17 protein-coding genes, 1 pseudogene and 1 riboswitch are annotated in these 17011 nt (G+C 73.5%); of the genes and pseudogenes, 13 read left to right on the top strand and 5 right to left on the bottom strand.

What is annotated here, in order from left to right; genetic code table 11:
- Positions 1 to 486: pseudogene (locus tag ACFZA0_RS36945) on the top strand (2-oxoglutarate ferredoxin oxidoreductase subunit alpha); the annotation flags it as partial.
- Positions 479 to 1531: a thiamine pyrophosphate-dependent enzyme gene (locus tag ACFZA0_RS36940; RefSeq protein ID WP_391025185.1), complete on the top strand. Its 1053-nt coding sequence runs from the start codon at positions 479 to 481 to the stop codon at positions 1529 to 1531. The pseudogene ACFZA0_RS36945 and the gene ACFZA0_RS36940, both read left to right, overlap by 8 nt.
- 89 nt (positions 1532 to 1620) lie before the next feature.
- Here ACFZA0_RS36940 and ACFZA0_RS36935 read toward each other — a convergent pair whose 3' ends face one another.
- Positions 1621 to 3087: an MFS transporter gene (locus tag ACFZA0_RS36935; protein WP_391025183.1), complete on the bottom strand. Its 1467-nt coding sequence runs from the start codon at positions 3085 to 3087 to the stop codon at positions 1621 to 1623.
- 150 nt (positions 3088 to 3237) lie between these two features.
- Between ACFZA0_RS36935 and ACFZA0_RS36930 the strand changes: the two genes are divergently transcribed.
- Positions 3238 to 3936: a TetR family transcriptional regulator gene (locus tag ACFZA0_RS36930; RefSeq protein ID WP_391025181.1), complete on the top strand. Its 699-nt coding sequence runs from the start codon at positions 3238 to 3240 to the stop codon at positions 3934 to 3936.
- 87 nt (positions 3937 to 4023) lie between these two features.
- Positions 4024 to 5025, top strand: a complete 1002-nt coding sequence (locus ACFZA0_RS36925; protein ID WP_391025179.1) for a zinc-binding dehydrogenase — start codon at positions 4024 to 4026, stop codon at positions 5023 to 5025.
- 53 nt (positions 5026 to 5078) lie between these two features.
- Here ACFZA0_RS36925 and ACFZA0_RS36920 read toward each other — a convergent pair whose 3' ends face one another.
- Entirely contained in the window at positions 5079 to 6314 is a 1236-nt protein-coding gene (locus tag ACFZA0_RS36920) for an MFS transporter (protein WP_391025177.1), read from the bottom strand.
- Positions 6315 to 6403: 89 nt separating this feature from the next.
- Here ACFZA0_RS36920 and ACFZA0_RS36915 point away from each other — a divergent pair, with 89 nt between their 5' ends.
- The 3 genes from ACFZA0_RS36915 to ACFZA0_RS36905 all read left to right on the top strand — a co-directional run bounded on the left by ACFZA0_RS36915 (position 6404) and on the right by ACFZA0_RS36905 (position 8383).
- Positions 6404 to 7165, top strand: coding sequence for a DeoR family transcriptional regulator (locus ACFZA0_RS36915; protein WP_391025175.1), 762 nt, complete (start codon positions 6404 to 6406; stop codon positions 7163 to 7165).
- 25 nt (positions 7166 to 7190) lie between these two features.
- Positions 7191 to 7345, top strand: a riboswitch (cobalamin riboswitch).
- 36 nt (positions 7346 to 7381) lie between these two features.
- Positions 7382 to 7603: a CbtB-domain containing protein gene (locus tag ACFZA0_RS36910; RefSeq protein ID WP_391025174.1), complete on the top strand. Its 222-nt coding sequence runs from the start codon at positions 7382 to 7384 to the stop codon at positions 7601 to 7603.
- Positions 7604 to 7624: 21 nt separating this feature from the next.
- Complete coding sequence (locus ACFZA0_RS36905; RefSeq protein WP_391025172.1) at positions 7625 to 8383, top strand: CbtA family protein; 759 nt, start codon at positions 7625 to 7627, stop codon at positions 8381 to 8383.
- Positions 8384 to 8527: 144 nt separating this feature from the next.
- On the opposite strand, the gene ACFZA0_RS36900 is transcribed toward ACFZA0_RS36905, so the two are convergent.
- Entirely contained in the window at positions 8528 to 9499 is a 972-nt protein-coding gene (locus tag ACFZA0_RS36900) for a pirin family protein (protein WP_391025170.1), read from the bottom strand.
- A gap of 330 nt (positions 9500 to 9829) precedes the next feature.
- On the opposite strand from ACFZA0_RS36900, the gene ACFZA0_RS36895 reads away from it, so the two are divergent.
- Complete coding sequence (locus ACFZA0_RS36895; RefSeq protein WP_391025169.1) at positions 9830 to 11203, top strand: helix-turn-helix domain-containing protein; 1374 nt, start codon at positions 9830 to 9832, stop codon at positions 11201 to 11203.
- A gap of 314 nt (positions 11204 to 11517) precedes the next feature.
- Positions 11518 to 12381, top strand: coding sequence for a helix-turn-helix domain-containing protein (locus ACFZA0_RS36890; protein ID WP_391025168.1), 864 nt, complete (start codon positions 11518 to 11520; stop codon positions 12379 to 12381).
- On the opposite strand, the gene ACFZA0_RS36885 is transcribed toward ACFZA0_RS36890, so the two are convergent.
- On the bottom strand, positions 12365 to 13099 hold the full coding sequence (locus ACFZA0_RS36885) for a DUF1275 family protein (protein ID WP_391025166.1): 735 nt from the start codon (positions 13097 to 13099) through the stop codon (positions 12365 to 12367). The two genes, ACFZA0_RS36890 and ACFZA0_RS36885, sit on opposite strands and share 17 nt — an antisense overlap.
- 404 nt (positions 13100 to 13503) lie before the next feature.
- Here ACFZA0_RS36885 and ACFZA0_RS36880 point away from each other — a divergent pair, with 404 nt between their 5' ends.
- The 3 genes from ACFZA0_RS36880 (at position 13504) to ACFZA0_RS36870 (ending at position 15897) form a co-directional block, all read left to right on the top strand.
- On the top strand, positions 13504 to 14475 hold the full coding sequence (locus ACFZA0_RS36880) for an alpha/beta hydrolase fold domain-containing protein (protein WP_391025164.1): 972 nt from the start codon (positions 13504 to 13506) through the stop codon (positions 14473 to 14475).
- Between the two features lie 74 nt (positions 14476 to 14549).
- Positions 14550 to 15272: an alpha/beta fold hydrolase gene (locus ACFZA0_RS36875; RefSeq protein WP_391025162.1), complete on the top strand. Its 723-nt coding sequence runs from the start codon at positions 14550 to 14552 to the stop codon at positions 15270 to 15272.
- A 115-nt stretch (positions 15273 to 15387) separates the two neighbouring features.
- Entirely contained in the window at positions 15388 to 15897 is a 510-nt protein-coding gene (locus ACFZA0_RS36870) for an OsmC family protein (protein ID WP_391025160.1), read from the top strand.
- Positions 15898 to 15919: 22 nt separating this feature from the next.
- Here ACFZA0_RS36870 and ACFZA0_RS36865 read toward each other — a convergent pair whose 3' ends face one another.
- Positions 15920 to 16249 (bottom strand): anti-sigma factor antagonist, encoded by a 330-nt coding sequence (locus ACFZA0_RS36865; protein WP_391025158.1) that lies wholly within the window; start codon positions 16247 to 16249, stop codon positions 15920 to 15922.
- Between the two features lie 193 nt (positions 16250 to 16442).
- Between ACFZA0_RS36865 and ACFZA0_RS36860 the strand changes: the two genes are divergently transcribed.
- The gene (locus tag ACFZA0_RS36860) at positions 16443 to 16940 is read left to right on the top strand and encodes an ATP-binding protein (protein ID WP_391025156.1); all 498 of its coding nucleotides are present in this window, start codon (positions 16443 to 16445) and stop codon (positions 16938 to 16940) included.
- Positions 16941 to 17011: the final 71 nt, after the last annotated feature.

Here is a 17011-nt window from a genome sequence, read left to right as displayed (position 1 = left end):
CCGTGGGCGGTGCCGGGGACGCCGGGGCTGGAGCACCGGATCGGGGGGATCGAGAAGCAGGACGGCACGGGCAACATCTCCTACGACCCGGCCAATCACGACTTCATGGTCCGTACCCGGCAGGCGAAGATCGACGGGATCGCGGTGGCGGACCTGGTGGTCGACGATCCGGACAACGCCCGCACGCTGGTGCTGGGTTGGGGCTCGACGTACGGGCCGATCACGGCGGCGGTACGGCGACTGCGGGCCTCCGGGGAATCCGTTGCCCAGGCTCATCTGCGGCACATCAACCCGTTCCCGGCCAACCTGGGTGCGGTGCTCGCGGGTTACGACAAGGTCGTGGTCCCGGAGATGAACCTCGGCCAGCTCGCGATGCTGCTGAGGGCGAAGTACCTGGTCGACGCCGTCTCCTACAACCAGGTCAACGGCATGCCGTTCAAGGCCGAACAGCTCGCCACGGCACTCAAGGAGGCCATCGATGGCTGAGGTTCCTCTGTCCCTGGTGCCCAAGGCCGAGGGCCGGCAGTCGATGAAGGACTTCAAGTCCGACCAGGAGGTGCGGTGGTGCCCGGGGTGCGGTGACTACGCGATCCTGGCGGCGGTGCAGGGGTTCATGCCGGAGCTGGGGCTGGCGAAGGAGAACGTGGTCTTCGTCTCCGGGATCGGCTGCTCCTCGCGCTTCCCGTACTACATGAACACGTACGGCATGCACTCCATCCACGGGCGTGCCCCGGCGATCGCGACCGGACTGGCCACCTCGCGCCGGGACTTGTCGGTGTGGGTGGTCACGGGTGACGGGGACGCGCTGTCGATCGGCGGCAACCATCTCATCCACGCCCTGCGGCGGAACGTGAACCTGAAGATCCTGCTGTTCAACAACCGGATCTACGGGCTGACGAAGGGGCAGTACTCGCCGACGTCGGAGGTCGGGAAGATCACGAAGTCGACGCCGATGGGCTCCTTGGACGCTCCGTTCAACCCGGTCTCGCTGGCGCTCGGCGCGGAGGCGTCGTTCGTCGCGCGGACCATCGACTCCGACCGCAAGCACCTCACCGACGTCCTGCGCCAGGCGGCCGCCCATCCGGGCACCGCGCTGGTGGAGATCTACCAGAACTGCAACATCTTCAACGACGGCGCCTTCGACGCCCTCAAGGACAAGCAGCGGGCCGAGGAAGCCCTCATCCGCCTCGAACACGGACAGCCCATCCGCTTCGGCGCCGACGGTTCGCGCGGTGTGGTGCGGGACGCGGCGTCCGGTGACCTGAAGGTGATCACGGTGACCCCGCAGAACGAGCAGGACGTCCTCGTCCACGACGCCCACGCCGCCTCGCCGACCACCGCGTTCGCGCTGTCGCGCCTGGCCGACGCGGACACCCTGCACCACACCCCCGTCGGCGTCCTGCGCGCCGCCCCGCGCCCGGTCTACGACACGCTGATGAGCGACCAGCTCGAAGCGGCCGTCGAGCAGAACGGCAAGGGGGAGCTGGACCTCCTCCTCGCCGGACGGGACACGTGGACGGTGGTGGGCTGAACGGGAGCCGCCCCGGAACGCCCCGGAGGAAGGAGGCCCCTGCGACTCGCCTGGTCGCAGGGGCCTTCGGGGTCCTGTCCCGCCGTCGTTCAGTCCTGCGCGCGGACCAGGTCGACGTCCCCCTCGGGCTGCGCGAGCCGCACCCGCGCGCCGGGCCCGCGCAGGACGGTCAGGGCGACGACGACCGCGGCGAGGGTGAGCCCGGCGCCGAGGGTCAGTCCGAGCCGGTAGCCGTCGGTGAGGGCGACGAGCGAGCCGCGGTGACCGGTGCGGTGGGCCGCGGCGGTGCCGAGCGCGGCGAGGCCGAGGGACGCGCCGATCTGGCGTGAGCTGTTGAGCAGGCCGGAGGCGGTACCGGCCTCGTGGGGCGCGACGCCGGCGGTCGCGGTGGAGACGACGGGTCCGAGGCAGAGCCCGAAGCCGATGCCCGCGACGATCGAGGGGCCGAGGAAGTCGGCGGTGAAGGAACCGGCCGGGCTGATCCGCCCGAACCAGGCGAGTCCCGCCGCGGTGAGCAGTCCGCCCGCGACGAGCAGCAGCCGGGCCGGGAACCGGTAGCCGAGTTTGACGGCGAGCACGGACCCGGCGACGAGCCCCAGGGTGACCGGAAGGAACATCGTGCCGGTCGACGCGGGCCCGTGGCCCAGGACTTCCTGCAAGTACAGGGAGCCGAAGTAGAAGGCGGGGGTCATCGCCGCGCCGATCAGGAGGTTGTAGAGGTTGCCGCCGGCGACCGAGCGGTTGGTGAACAGGCCGAGCCGGACGAGGGGTTCGCGCGCGGTGGTCCGCTCGACGGCGACGAACGCGCCGAGCAGCGCGACCGCGCAGGCCAGGGTGGTGACGGTGACGGGCGAGGTCCACGCGTGCCGGTCGGTGCGCACGACGCCGAACACCAGCAGGGTCATGCCGGCCGTCGCGAGGACGGCACCGAGCACGTCGGGCCTGCTGCCGCGTTCGGCGGGCCGCGATCCCACGACACCGAGCCGGGCGAGGGCCAGGGTACCGGCGGCCATCGGCACGTTGACGAGCATGACCCAGCGCCAGCTCGCGTACTGCGTGAGCAGACCGCCCGCGACGACTCCGAAGGCGGCGCCGGCGGCGTTCGTCGCACTCCACACGCCGAGAGCGCGGACGCGTGCCCGGCCGCTCGGGAAGGTGGCGGTGAGCAGGGACAGCGCGGCCGGTGCGAGGGCGGCTGCGCCGATGCCCTGGACGGTCCGGGCGGCGACGAGCTGGCCCGGTGCCTGGGCGAGACCGCCGCCCAGCGAGGCGAGCCCGAAGAGGGTGAGCCCGAACAGCAGGACCCGCTTGCGCCCGTACCGGTCGGCGGCCTTGCCGCCCAGCAGGAGCAGGCCGCCGAAGGTGAGGGCGTAGGCGTTGATCACCCAGGTCAGGCCGGCCGGACCGAAGCCGAGGCCGGCGGCGATCCGCGGCAGCCCGACGTTCACGACGGACACGTCCAGCGACACCATGAACTGCACGACGGCGACGACGGCGAGGGTCAGCCCCGGCCGTACACCGCCGTCACTCGTCTCGGTCTTCCCCGTTGCGGGCATGACGGATCACCTTTCCGGTGTGTCTGCGGACTTTCGGAACACTTTCGGAACGTGTTCCGAAAGTAGCACCGGGCGGGTCCGCGGGGAACGTGAAGGGGTGAATTCGCGCCCGCCGCGCGGGAAGGGACGGCGGGACGGCATGATGGGCCGATGCCCGCACAGTCCGGACCGTCCGCCTCCGCCGGCCGTACCGGCCGCCCGCCCGTCACCTCGCGGGCGCACATCCTGCTGGCGGCCCGGCTGCTGATCGACAGGGACGGGTGGGAGAAGCTGACGATGCGGCGGCTCGCCGCGGAGATCGGCATCGGGGCGACGACGCTCTACCACCACATCCGGGACAAGCGGGACCTGCTGGTCCAACTCCTCAACCAGCATGTCGACCTGCTCGAACGCCCCGATCTCCCCGAGGACCCGCGGGAGCGCGTCGTGGCGGCGGCCACGGCCATGCACGACGCGCTGGCGGCCTGGCCGTGGGCGGCGGAGATCCTCACCACGGACGGCTTCGTCGGCCTCCTCGACGAGTCGGCGCTGTGGATGGTCGACGCGATCCTGGGCGGGGCGGTCGGCTGCGGCTGCACGCCGGAGCAGTCCGTCGGCGTCTTCCGGGCGATCTGGTACTACACGGTGGGCGAGATCCTGGTCCGCGCCCACACGGCGCTGGTGCCGAAGGACGAGGAGCCCCTGTTCCGGCGCGAGAGCTTCGACGCGACCCGGGTCCCGCACCTGGCGAGGGTCGGCGCCCGCTGGCACGAACTGGCCTCACGGGACACGTACGGGGAGGGCCTCGAAGCCCTGGTCGACGGCCTCTTCGCCCAAGTCGCCGCCGGGAAAGGGCCGTTCGGCGGCTGAGCCACGAAGGCGCGTGGGAATGCGTGCCCCCGGCCGCACGTTGACGACCGCCGACGGTCCCCCTCGGCTCTCCGGAAGAGGCACACGATGACGACCTCGGCGACCACGATGCGCGCCGTCCGCCTCTCCGGCCCGGGGCCGGTGGACAATCTGCGGCTGACCAGGCTTCCCCTGCCGCCCGAGCGGGACGGCTGGGTACGGATCCGGGTCGAGGCCTTCGGGGTCAACCGTTCGGAGCTGAAGCTCCGGCTGGGGCTGGGGGTCGGCGTCAGTTTCCCGCGGGTGCCGGGCATCGAGGCCGCCGGTACCGTCGACCACGCCCCGCCCGGCAGCGGGCTGGCGCGCGGCCGGAAGGTCGTCGCGATGATGGGGGACATGGGGCGCCGCTACGACGGCGGCTACGCCGAGTACACCTCGGTGCCGCTGGCCCAGGTCGTCCCGGTCGACACGGACCTCCCGTGGGAAGTGCTGGGCGCCCTGCCGGAGATGGTGCAGACCGCCCACGGTTCGCTCACCGTCGGCCTGGACCTGAGGCCGGGCCAGTCCCTGCTGATCCGCGGCGGTACCTCCTCGGTGGGCCTGGCCGCCGCCGCCCTCGCGGCGTGGCGCGGAGCCACCGTGCTGTCCACCACCCGGCGGGCCGACCGCCTCACCCTGCTGAAGGAGCACGGTGTCGACCACCCGGTGCTGGACACCGGTGAAGTGGCCAACGCCGTGCGGGAGTTGTACCCGGACGGCGTCGACGCCGCCCTCGACCTCGTCGGCGCCCCGACCTTGCAGGACACCCTGCGGGCGGTGCGCGTGCACGGTACGGGCTGTTTCGGCGGGAGTCTCTCCAACCAGTGGACGGTGCCGGACTTCTCCCCGAACGAGTACCTGCCGAGAGGGGTCCGGCTCGCCGGCTACTTCGGCGACGCCTCCGACCTTCCCCGCGAGGACTTCCAGGAGATCGTCGACGCGGTCGCCGCCGGTCGGCTCGCCTTTCCCGTGGACCGTGTCTACGACGGCCTGGAGCACGTGGCCCGGGCGCACGACGACATGGAGAACAACCGCGCGACGGGCAAGCTCGTCGTCCGGGTCCGGCACTGAGACACCCGGCACGGGCATCTGCCGTGCCGGGCGGGCGTTCCGGACCCGTCGGGTCAGGAGGTCGTCTCCAGGGTGTCCGGCCGGTCCGCGAGCGCGCCGGACGGGTCGCCCCCGGGCGCCGGCGTGCGCAGGACCCCGGCCGCCGCGGCGGCGGTCGCGCAGAACAGCGCCGGGAGCAGGAACGTGTGGTTGAGGGCCATGACATGGGTCATCCAGCCGATGACCGCGGGCCCGGCGAGCATGCCGATGTAGCCGAGTCCGGCGACGCGCGAGACGTTGGTGCCGGCGGCGGCGGGATCGGTGTGCCCGGCGGCGCTGAACAACTGCGGGACACAGCCCGACAGCCCCAGCCCGAACAGGCCCCAGCCCACCAGCGCCGCCCAGATCCACGGCGACAGGGCCACCAGCGTGATGCCGGCGCAGGCCAGGGCCGCGCCGTACCGCAGGACCGCGACCGTCCCGAACCGCGCGGAGACCCGGTCCGCCAGGAGCCTGCCGACGGTCATCGTCGCCGCGAAGGTCCCGTAGGCGAAGGCGGCGGTGCTCTCCGACGCGCCCAGGACGGTCTTGAGGTGCAGGACGCTCCAGTCGTTGGCGGCGCCCTCGCACAGCATGACGAGGAGCGCCAGGACGGCCAGGAACCAGATCCGGGCGGGAACCGCACGCCCGCCGGTCCCGCCGCCGGGGTTCTCCCCGGCCTCCGTCCCGGTCCCGGGCGCCTCCGCCGCGCCCTCGGCGGGCAGCAGCCCCCGTGCCGAGACCAGGGCAACGACGACGCCGGCGCACGCGGCCGCGCTCAGCGTCGCGGCCGTTCCCCAGCCGACGTCCACGGCCGCCGCGCCGACGAGGGCCGCCAGTACCCCGCCGACGGAGAACGTGGCGTGGAAGGCGGACATGACGGGGCGCCCGTAGGCCTTCTCCACCTGCACCGCGTGCGCGTTCATGCTGACGTCGAGGGTGCCGTTGCCGAAGCCGAAGACCAGCAGGGCCGCTCCGAGGACCCAGGGCTCGCGGGCCAGACCGGGCAGCACCAGCGTCGCGCTGCACAGCACCCCGGCCAGCGGGACGACCGTGCGGGTGCCGAGCCGGTCGGACAGCCTGCCGCCCAGTTGCATGCCGAGGAAGGCCCCGGCCCCGAGCAGGACGAGGAAGCCTCCCAGTGCCGCGTGACTGATGCCCACCCGCTCCTCGACGGCCGGGATCTGGACCACCCACATGCCCAGCAGCGTGCCGTTGAGGACGAAATACACGAATGTCACAGCGCGAGCAACGCGCAGCGCTCTTTCCATGCCGGACACAGTAACGAACAAATTATCTGTTCGATACACCTCACTTCGAACAGCTTCACTGTTTGCCGACGGTGGTGTTGAATCGCCGCATGAGCACCGCGGAGCGCCATCGTCTGATCGCCCAGGCCGTCCAGGAGGAAGGGACGGTCACGGTCGGCGAACTCGCCGCGCTGACGGGTGCCTCGGAGATGACCGTCCGCCGCGACCTCGACCACCTGGCCGCACAGGGCGTCCTCGAACGAATGCGCGGCGGTGCCCGCACCCTCCTGCTGAGGGGGGACGAGCCGCCCTTCGCGCTGCGCGCCCACGAGGCCGTCGACGCCAAGCGACGCATCGCGGCGGAGGTGGCCTCGCTCGTCGCCGACGGGGAGACCGTCCTGCTGGACAGCGGCACGACCTGTCTCGAAGTCGCCCGCCTGCTGCGCGGACGCCAACTCACCGTCATGCCACTGTCGTTGCAGGCACTGAACGTCCTCGCCGACGCCCCCGAACAGACCGCCCTGCTGGTCCCCGGCGGCCGGCCCCGCGCCACCGAGGGCGCCCTCACCGGCCCCCTCACCCTCGCCTCCCTGGCGGCGCTGCGCTTCGACACCGCCGTGCTGGGCTGCTGCGGCCTGACCGCGGCCGACGGCATGACCGCGTACGACCTCGACGAGGCGGCGGTGAAGAAGGCCGCCGTCTCGTCGTCGCGCCGCGTCGTCGCCGCCGCCGACGGCAGCAAACTCGGCCGCACCGCCCACGCCCACGTGGGCCCCGCCGGCCTCGTCGACGTCCTGGTCACCGACACCACGGCACCCGCCGAGGAGACCGCGGCGTTCGAGAACGCGGGCACGACGCTCAGGATCGTCTGAACGGTCCCTGTCGCGGGCGCTCTTGGACGGGAACGTGCCAGGCGGTACCGTCATCGGGAATCGACGACGCAAGAACGGAAGCCGGTGGAAGTCCGGCACGGTCGCGCCACTGTGAACGAGGCACCTCCCGAAGGGAGTTGCCCGTGAGTCAGACCCGTAGCCGTCGTCCAGTGCACCACCGAGTTGGGACGCGAACTCCCAGAGGAGGGTCTGCCCATGGCGCAGCATGTCGCACCGCCGTCAGTCACCACCCCCGCACTCCCCGCCAAGCTGCCGCTGAAGGCGATAGCCCCGTGGGCCGTCTTCGCCGGCATCCTGATGCTGGTCCTGCTGTACTTCGTCGGCGCCGAGCAGGGCGCCACCTCCGTGTTCAGCGGCACGGACGTTCATGAATGGGTGCACGACGCCCGCCACCTTCTCGGCTTCCCCTGCCACTGACCCGAGGGACGCCGGACAACCATGAACTCCGCAACTGTCAGAAACCTCCTCGTACGGGGCATGCTCGCCGGTCTCGCGGCCGGCGTGCTCGCCCTGGTCGTCGCCTATCTGCTCGGTGAGCCGAGCGTGGACAGCGCGATCAGCTTCGAGGAGTCCCACGCCCACTCCCACGAGCACGAGGTGGAAGTCGTCTCGCGCTCGCTCCAGTCGACCGCCGGTCTCGCCACGGGCGTTCTCGTCTACGGTGTGGCCTTCGGCGGCATCGCGGCCCTCGCGTTCTGCTTCGCGCTGGGCCGTGTCGGCCGCTTCTCCCCGCGCGCGACCGCGCTGCTGCTCTCCGGCAGCGCGCTGCTCGCGGTGTACGTCGTGCCGTTCCTGAAGTACCCGGCCAACCCGCCCTCGGTCGGCGACCCCGACACCATCGGCCGGCGGACCGGCCTGTACTTCCTGATGATGGTGCTGAGCGTGCTCCTCGCGGTCGGCGCCACCCTGCTCGGCAGGCGTCTCGCGCCGCGGCTGGGGGCGTGGTGGGCGACGGTGGCGGCGCTGGCCGCCTTCGCGGTCGTCGTCGGGACCGCCTACGCGTTCCTGCCGGTGGTCAACGAGGTGCCGGCCGACTTCCCGGCGGCCCTGCTGTGGCGGTTCCGGCTCTCCGCGCTGGCCGTCCAGGCCGTGCTGTGGGGCGGATTCGGCCTCGTCTTCGGTGAGTTGGCCGAAAGGCTGATCAACCCGAAGTCGGCGCAGGCCACTTCGGGGCGGGCGGTCACCGCCGCGCACTGAGACACCGCACGCCGGGAGAGGACCCGCGGACGCGTCCGCGGGTCCTCTCCCGGCGTCGCGTCGATCGGCAACACGGGCCGTGCGCGCCGGAGTTGGCGACGGGCCGCCCCGGGTCTCACCGCCGCGGCGGCGCCACGCAGACGCTCAGTGGGGCCTGCCGCGCGGCTTCAGGGGGACGTTCGGCAGCTCGGGCGCGGGCAGCCGGGCGCCGTCGTAGCCCGTCACCTCGCCGAACCGCGTCCCGTTCGTCCAGTCCTCGCGGGCGCGGACGATGTCCTCGTTGGTCCTGCCGACGAAGTTCCACCACATGAGGAGGTCCTCGCCGAACGGCGGGCCGCCCAGCAGAACCGTCCGCGCCGTGTCGGGCGAGTCGTTCGTGAGCGTGAGGGTCCGTGTGCCGGGGGAGTGGTAGCCCAGCTCGGCGGGGCGCAGCCGGGTGTCCCCGAGGCGGACGTCCCCGTGGTCGACGAGCAGGCCGTGCTCGAACGCCGGGTCCACCGCGAGGGACACCACCGCACCCGGTTCGAGCAGGATCTCCGCGCCGAGCAGCGGTGTGAACGTCGGCACCGGCGAGGTCTCGCCGGCCAGCGAGCCGAGGAACACCCGGATCTCCGCCCCGTCGACCCGCACGGCCGCCGGGACGTGGTGCTGGAACGCGCTCCCCGTGTGCCGGTGCTCGTCGGGCAGCGCGACCCAGAGCTGCACCCCGTGCAGCAGGGTGGTCGCCGCCGTGGAGACCTCCGAGTGGCTGATGCCGTGGCCGCCGGTCATCAGGTTCAGCTCGCCCGGCCGCACGAACGCGTGGCTGCCCAGGCTGTCGCGGTGCTCGATCTCTCCGCTGAACAGCCAGCTCACCGTCTGGAGCCCGGTGTGCGGGTGCGGGGGCACCACCATGCCGCCCGTCTCCGCGACGTCGTCGGGACCGTAGTGGTCGGCGAAGCACCACGCGCCGATCAGCGACCGGGAGCGCTGCGGAAGGGTGCGGCGCACGGTCATCGCCCGCGGACCGCCCAGCGGAACCGCCCGTGGGGTCAGCACCTCCGTGCGGGGCGTCCCCCCGGTCTCGTCCGCCGCACCGCACCGGACCGCGGCCGGTTCCTTCTCGACGTTGCTCACTGCGCGCGCCTTCCCTCGACCGCCGGACCGGTCCCTCGGCCGGGCGGTCCGCCCGCCCGCGCCGGTACGCCACCGATCCTAGGCCGCGGCGGACGGCGACCGCCGGACGGGAGATCCGTCCACGGTGAGCGGACCGCGCGGAGCGGGGACGACGGGCCGACGGGCGACGAGATCCCGGACACAGTGGGAATCATGATCGGGCGCGTCACGTTGGGAAAGTCGATCTGTCGGCCCGGTGGCCCGCGCGCCCGCGAGCACCTGGGCACGAGAGCACCAGGACACGAGCGGAACGCGAGCAGGACGCGAGCGGGACCGAAAGGACGGGCAGGGATGGGTGAGCGGCTCCAGCGGGCCAGGCCCGGCAGCGCCGCGCTCCAGACGCTCGTCGACCAGCTCGCCGAGGACATCGGCCGCTCCGTCGTGGTCGACGACCCCCTGGTGCGGATGGTGTGCTCCAGCCGCCACTACGGCGACGAGGACCCCGTACGGGTGCGCAGCCTGCTCCAGGGCGTCGCCGACAACGAACCCATCCGCTTCGTCCTCGCGCAGGGTGTCACCCGGTGGTCCCGGCCCGGCTTCCTCGACGGGAGCGACGAGCTGGGGCTGCTGCCCCGCTACTGCGTGCCGCTGCGTGAACGCGGCCATCTGCTCGGGCTGTTGATGGTCATCGCCCCGCAGTCCGAACTGACCGCCCGGGAGACCGAGTCGGTCGGACGCGCGGCCGGCGCCATGACCGCCCAGCTCTGGACGGAGCACTTCGCCGGGAGCGCGGAGGAGACCGGCACCCGCGACCTCCTGCTCGACCTGCTCGGCACCGGCCCGGCCGGCCGCGCCGCCGCCCGCCAACGCGTCCTGAACTCCGGGCTGTTGCGGGACGCCCCGCACAGCGTGGTCACCGTCGTCCAGGTCGCCCGCTGCCACGAGCCGCCCGGACAGGTGGAGTTGGCGCTGCGCGGCGCGGTGGACGTGTTCCGGCGCACCCGTTCCGCGCACGGTCTCACCGCCGTGGACCAGGACCGCGCCGTCCTCCTCCAGGTCCGCGACCGGCCCCCGGCCCCCGGTGAACTGGCCGAACAGTCCCGGCGGATCCTCGACGCCCTCGGCACCTTCCTGCACCCCGACGCCGGCCCCGTGGTCGGCGTCGGCGGCCGGCAGGCGCACCTCGCCGACGCGTGGACGTCGTACGAGCAGGCCCTCGTCGCGCTCTCCGGCGCCGCCCGGCTGCCGTCGCTCGGCGGGGTGGCCGACTGGGAGGAGCTCGGCGAGTTCGCCGTGCTGCTGCAACTGCCCGAACACGCCCTGACCGAGGCCCTCGTCCCCAAGCCGCTGCGCGTGCTGGCCGAGAACGGCGGCGCCCGGCTGCGGCAGACCCTGCGCAGCTACCTCGAACACGCCGGGTCGGTCCCGCGCACGGCAGCCGCCCTGGGGATCCACCGCACCTCGCTGTACCACCGGCTGCGCCGGATACAGGAGATCACCGGGCTCGACCTCGACAACGGATCCCACCGGCTGGTCCTCCATCTCGGCCTGCGGATCGAGGAGTTGACGGCCGCGGGGGAGCGGGGGCGGGGCACGCGCGACGGACACGGCACGTACGTGGCGGTGTCCCGGGCGCCCTCCGGCACCGGTGCTCCGGCCGCTTCCGGAGCGCCCGCGGGGTCCGCCGGACCCCCCGGTGCCACCGGCACCGCCGACCCCGTCTGACCGCCCCGGGCGCCGCCTTTCACCAGCTGTTTTCTACAAAGGGAGGAAGGGTGCCCGGCGGATCGCTACGTCGCGCGGTGGTGCGGCCCTTCGCCCAAAAGCGAGAATGTCGGACAGACGGCGTGGGGCGCTCGTACGCGTGACCGGCCGTCGGGATGCGACGTGGCACCCATCCGGAACGGGCGGCGTCCAGCACGCCGTGCCGTGCGAACGGCCAACGGCGAACGGTGAGTGGCGCATTGAGGACAACGAGCGGACCGACCCGACCGGGCGGACCCGTGGCGGCGGGGCGACCCGCCGGGCGGACGGTCACCGTGACCCGCACGGCGGAACTCGACACCGAGCGCGACGCGGGGACGGGCACCGGCACGGACGGCCTGCTCCGACTCGGTGTGCACGTCCGGGGCCGCGCCGTCGTGCTCCGCGGCGACGACGAGATCGTCCTCGCCCCCGGCGACCTGGTCTTCCGCGGGCGCCCGGAGGCGGATCCGCTGCGGCTCGCCCCGGACGCCCGGATGACCTTCGTCCGCGTGCCCCGCGCCTGCCTGGGCGCGACGGACGCCGAGCTGGACCGCCTCGCGGGCTGCCACGTGCCGGGCGGAGAGGGCGTGGGCGCGCTGGTGTCGGCGTTCCTGACGTCCCTCGCCGCCGAGGACGAGGAACTGCGCCGGTCCCGGGTCGGCGAACTCCTCGCCCGCAACGCGGTGGACCTCGTCGCCGTGCTCGTCACCCAGCTCCTCGACGGCATGCCCCGCGTCGCCGGGAGCCGTGAGGGCGACGGCGCGGCGGCCCTCCTCGCGCGCGTCCGCGTCTTCGTCGAGGAGCACCTCGCCGACCCGGACCTGTCGCCGGAGACGATCGCCCGCGCGCACCACATCTCCGTCCGCCATCTGCACAAGCTCTTCCAGGGCGAGGGCGTCACCGTGGGCCGCTGGATCAGGTCGCGGCGCCTGGAGTCCTGCCGCCGCGACCTGGGCGGACCCGCCGGCCGGCGGCCGACCGTGGCCGCCGTGGCGCACCGCTGGGGCTTCACCAGCCCGTCCCACTTCAGCCGCGCCTTCCGGGACGCCTACGGGATGTCGCCCCGCGCGTGGCAGGAACGCGCGGCCGCCGGACTCCGCACGCCCGCAGGCCCGGCCGGGTCGGGGCTCGCCGCGCGGATCACCCCGGCGGAGTGAGCCGGCCGGGCCCGCCCCGGGACAGCCGCAGCGCGGTCGCGGACACGGCCGCGAGCAGCAGCAGGGCCAGGCCGAGCGGTGCCTCCAGCCGTGTGTGCAACAGGAGTTGGGCACCGAGGAAGGCGCCCGTGAACATCGCGAGGACGGACAGCACCCGGCGCCCGGGGTGACCCGGGTCGCCGCCGGGGGCCGAGTCGGCGGCCAGCCCGGTCAGCGTCATCGTCAGCACCGTGGTGTTCAGGTCCGGCACGCCGATCCCGCGCACCACGGCGTTCTGGAGCCCCATGCCCAGGCCCAGCAGCACGATCAGGGTGTACTGGACGCCGTCGGTCACCTTCGCGTGCGCGGCCGCGGAGACGACGAGGGCGGCGGCGACCAGGACCGTCTGGAGCGAGGTCGACAGGGCCAGCAGCTTCCCGCGGTGCGCGGCGAACCGTCGCGCCGGCCGACCGCCCGCGAGGGCGCCCACCAGGAACGCCGACATGGCGGCGAGCGACGACGGTGCCGACAGCCCCGACGCACCGGCCAGCGCGAACCCGAGGAAGACCACGTTGCCGGTCATGTTGGCGACGAAGACGTGCCCGAGCGCCAGATAACTCACGGCGTCCACCACTCCCGTCACCACGGTCAGCACGACCAGCAGGGGCGGCAGCGGCCCGTGCGGGTCGCCGCGCGGCGGCACCAGCGTGCGGGCCACGTCGGTGAGCAGCTTGCTCATGGGGCACGGACTCCTTGACGTTCGAGAGCGGAGGTCGGGCGAACCGGCGGGCGCCGCCCGGCCGGCGGCCCCGGGCGGTGCCCAGCATCGCGCGGACACCCACCACCGCCGCGCAGCCACGGCGCACCCGGGGCCGACGTGTCGTCCGGGAGCGCGACGGCACCCGTCGCCGCCACCTGCTCCCGGACGCGCCGGGTGTGTCCAGCCTCCGCCAGGACCGCCGCCCCGCACACCCCGCGCCGTCCTTCGTGCGCTCTCGGACCAGTGCCGGTGCACGGGCGGGCAACTGCGGCCCGCGGCCCGCTCCTAGCGTTGTTCCCGGCGGCAAGCGCGCTCTGCGCACCCACGGGGCCGCTTCGCCGGCACCGACCGGCGCACCGCACAAGCTTGTTCAGGAGTTCACCATGTCCGAAGCCGTCGAGCCGGTCCAGCCCGTGCTTGAGCCCGCCGCAGCCGCCTTCGCCGAGGCCACCGCCGGTCACCCGTTCCTGTTCGAACTCGCCCCGGCCGAAGGCCGCAGGGCCGTCGACGAGGTGCAGTCCGGCGACATCGAGAAGCCGGCCGTCGACGAGGAGTGGATCACCGTCTCCGGCGGCCCCACCGGCAGCGTCCGCGCACGGATCGTCAAGCCCGCCGGGGCCGAGGGCACCCTCCCCGTCGTCCTCTACATCCACGGCGCCGGCTGGGTCTTCGGCAACGCCCACACCCACGACCGCCTGGTGCGCGAACTCGCCGTCGGCGCGAACGCCGCCGTCGTCTTCCCCGAGTACGACCTGTCTCCCGAGGCGCGTTACCCGGTCGCCATCGAGCAGAACTACACCGTCGCGCAGTGGGTCGTCCGCGAGGGCGCCGACAAGGGCCTCGACGCCTCGCGCATCGCCGTCGCAGGCGACTCGGTCGGCGGCAACATGAGCGCCGCGCTGACCCTGATGGCCAAGGAGCGCGGCGACGTGCCCCTGGTCCAGCAGGTGCTGTTCTACCCGGTCACCGACGCCTCCTTCGACACCGGTTCGTACCACCAGTTCGCCACCGGCTACTTCCTGCGCCGCGACGGCATGCAGTGGTTCTGGGACCAGTACACGACCGACGAGGCCGAGCGCGCCCAGATCACCGCCTCGCCGCTGCGCGCCACCACCGAGCAGCTCGCCGACCTGCCGCCCGCGCTCGTGATCACCGGCGAGGCCGACGTGCTGCGCGACGAGGGCGAGGCGTACGCCAACAAGCTGCGCGAGGCCGGTGTCGCGGTCACCGCCGTGCGCTTCCAGGCCGTCATCCACGACTTCGTGATGCTCAACGCCCTGCGCGGGACGCACGCCGCCGAGGCCGCCATCAACCTGGCCGTCGCCACCCTGCGTTCGGCGCTCCACAGCGCCTGACCGCCCCGGGCCGGCGCCCGCGCGGCGCCGGCCGGTCCCCCTCCGGAGCGCAACCCACAGTCAGGAGACAGCACATGACCACGACCACTCCCACGGTCGTCCTCGTCCACGGGGCGTTCGCCGACGCCGCGAGCTGGGCAGGCGTCGTCACCGAACTCCAGGCCCGGGGCATCCCGGTCCTCGCCCCGCCGAACCCGCTGCGCGGTCTCGCCTCCGACGCCGCGTACGTGGCGTCCGTCGCGGCGCAGATCGACGGTCCCGTCGTCCTGGCCGGGCACTCCTACGGCGGTGCCGTCATCACGGTGGCCGGCGCGCAGGAGAACGTCGTCGGCCTCGTCTACGTGGCCGCGTACGTCCTGGAGGAGGGCGAGAGCCTCGGTGAACTCCAGGGCGGCTTCCCCGACTCGCCGCTCGCGACGAGCCTCAAGCAGTGGACGTACCCGGTGGAGGGCGGCGAGCCCGCCGTCGAACTGACCATCACCGAGGACGCGTTCCCGTCGGTGTTCGCCGCCGACGTGCCCGCCGAGGTCACCAAGGTGCTGGCGGCGGCCCAGCGCCCGCTCGCCGCCGGTGCGTTCGGCGAGCCGGCCGCGGCGGCCGCGTGGAAGACGAAGCCCGCGTGGGCCCTCGTCTCCGGCGGCGACCGGGCCATCAACCCCGAGGTGGAGCGGTTCGGCGCGCAGCGCGCCGGTGCCACCACCGTCGAGATCGAGGGTGCCTCGCACGCCGTCGCGGTGTCCCGCCCGAAGGACGTCGCCGACCTGATCGCCGAGGCCGTCCGCGCCACGGCGGGCTGAACACCCGCCCCGGGGGCGTCGACCGCCCCCGGTGGCACCGCCGACCGTGCGGAGGACGGGCCGACGGCCCGTCCTCCGCACGGCTCGTGTTCGCCGGCCGAACGGAGGCAGAGGCGTGAACACCCCTGACGGCGCCGGGACCCGTGCCGCGCCCGACCCCGCGGCGGCCGCCGTGCCCGACCCCGCGCACCGGACGGTGTCCGTCGCGGCGGTCGTCGCGCACGGTGCCGCCGACGGCCACCGGGTGGAGATCCGGGCCGGCCGGCACCTGCTGACGTCCGACGGACTCCCCTGCGAGGGCGGCTCGGACGCCGGCCCCTCCCCGTTCGGGCTGCTGCTCTGCGCCCTGGGCGCGTGCACCGTCATGACCCTGCGGACGTACGCGGGCCGTCACGACGTGGCCCTGGACGAGATCCGCGTGCGGCTGGTCTACGAGACGGACGGCGCGCCGGGCGGGGACGGCGACGCCGCCGGCGCGGTTGCCCGCGTCCGGCGGCGCATCACCCTGTTCGGCGACCTGGACGACGCCCGGCGCGCCCGCCTCCTGGAGGTCGCCGAGCGCACCCCCGTGACCCTCGCCGTGCGCGCCGGGATCCGCATCGACACCGACGAGGAACGCGCCTGAGCCGCGCGCCCCGCCGCCCGCCTCACACCGTGAGCGCGAGCTCCAGGGTGTCGTAACAGGGAATGAGGGCGTCGACGCCCACGAGGTTCAGCAGGCGCTGCACGGCGGCCTGCGGCGCCGCCAGCCGCAGCGAGCCGCCGGGAGCGGCGTCGGCGGCCTGGTGGGCGGCGATCAGCGCGTTGATGCCGCTGGAGTCCATGAAGGTGACCCGGCTGAAGTCGACCACCGTGTGCGGGGTCCGGCTCAGCTGCGACAGCAGCGTGTCACGCAGTTCCGTACTGCTGTTGTGGTCGATCTCGCCGTCGAGCGCGACGACGCTGACGCCCTGGCCCCTGGTGGAAGAAGTGATCATCAGCCGTCCGGTCGCTGCTCCTTCGGTGTTTGTCACGCTTGCCTCGCGTTCGCTGGAAGACTGATCAAGCTGGTGGCTCACGGTCACGATGCTAGAGCCTCCCACCATCAGGTGGTACGCCCCGTGGGTGGCATACGTCGCGGGAATGGGGGTACCGGCGGCCGGGAACGGGGGACAAGGGAAAGCGGGATGCATGGATGGTGCTGCCACGGGGGAAGAACGGCCGGCGTCGGAGGCTGTCGACCTCCACGCCACGGAGGCACTGGAGGGAGAGCCCGGCTGCATCGCGGAGGCCCGCCGCTTCACCCGTACGTTCCTGACCAGAGCCCGGGTGGAGTTCCACCGGGCGGTGTCCCCGCGTGCCCTGGAATGCGCCCAGCTCGTCGTGAGCGAGCTGACCACCAACGCCCTGAAGTACGCGCCCGGCCCGCTGCTCCTCGAACTGCGCGTCGTGGAGGACGTCGTCGAGATCACCGTCTGGGACACCGACCCGGTGCTGCCGGTGGGGGAGGCGGCCGACCCGGAGCGGGTGGGGCGGCACGGGCTGGAGATCGTCCTCGCCGTCGCCCGCAGCTTCGAGGCGAGCCGCGAACCGGTCGGCAAGCGCGTCACGGCACGGGTGGCGCTGACGGACGCGCCGGGCGGCGTGCTGAGCAACGGCGCGGGCGGCGCCGTGCTCCGGCCGGAGTAGGGGCGCTTCCGGCGCCCACCGGTGCGGACGGCGGCGCCCACGGCCTCCTGACCGACTACGCCGGTCAGGAC

The sequence above is a fragment of the Streptomyces sp. NPDC008150 genome, assembly GCF_042956945.1.
In the GTDB taxonomy this organism is placed as follows: domain Bacteria; phylum Actinomycetota; class Actinomycetes; order Streptomycetales; family Streptomycetaceae; genus Streptomyces.
The sequence above is the reverse complement of the archived record's forward strand: the minus strand, read 5'-3'. Positions and strand labels throughout refer to the sequence as shown.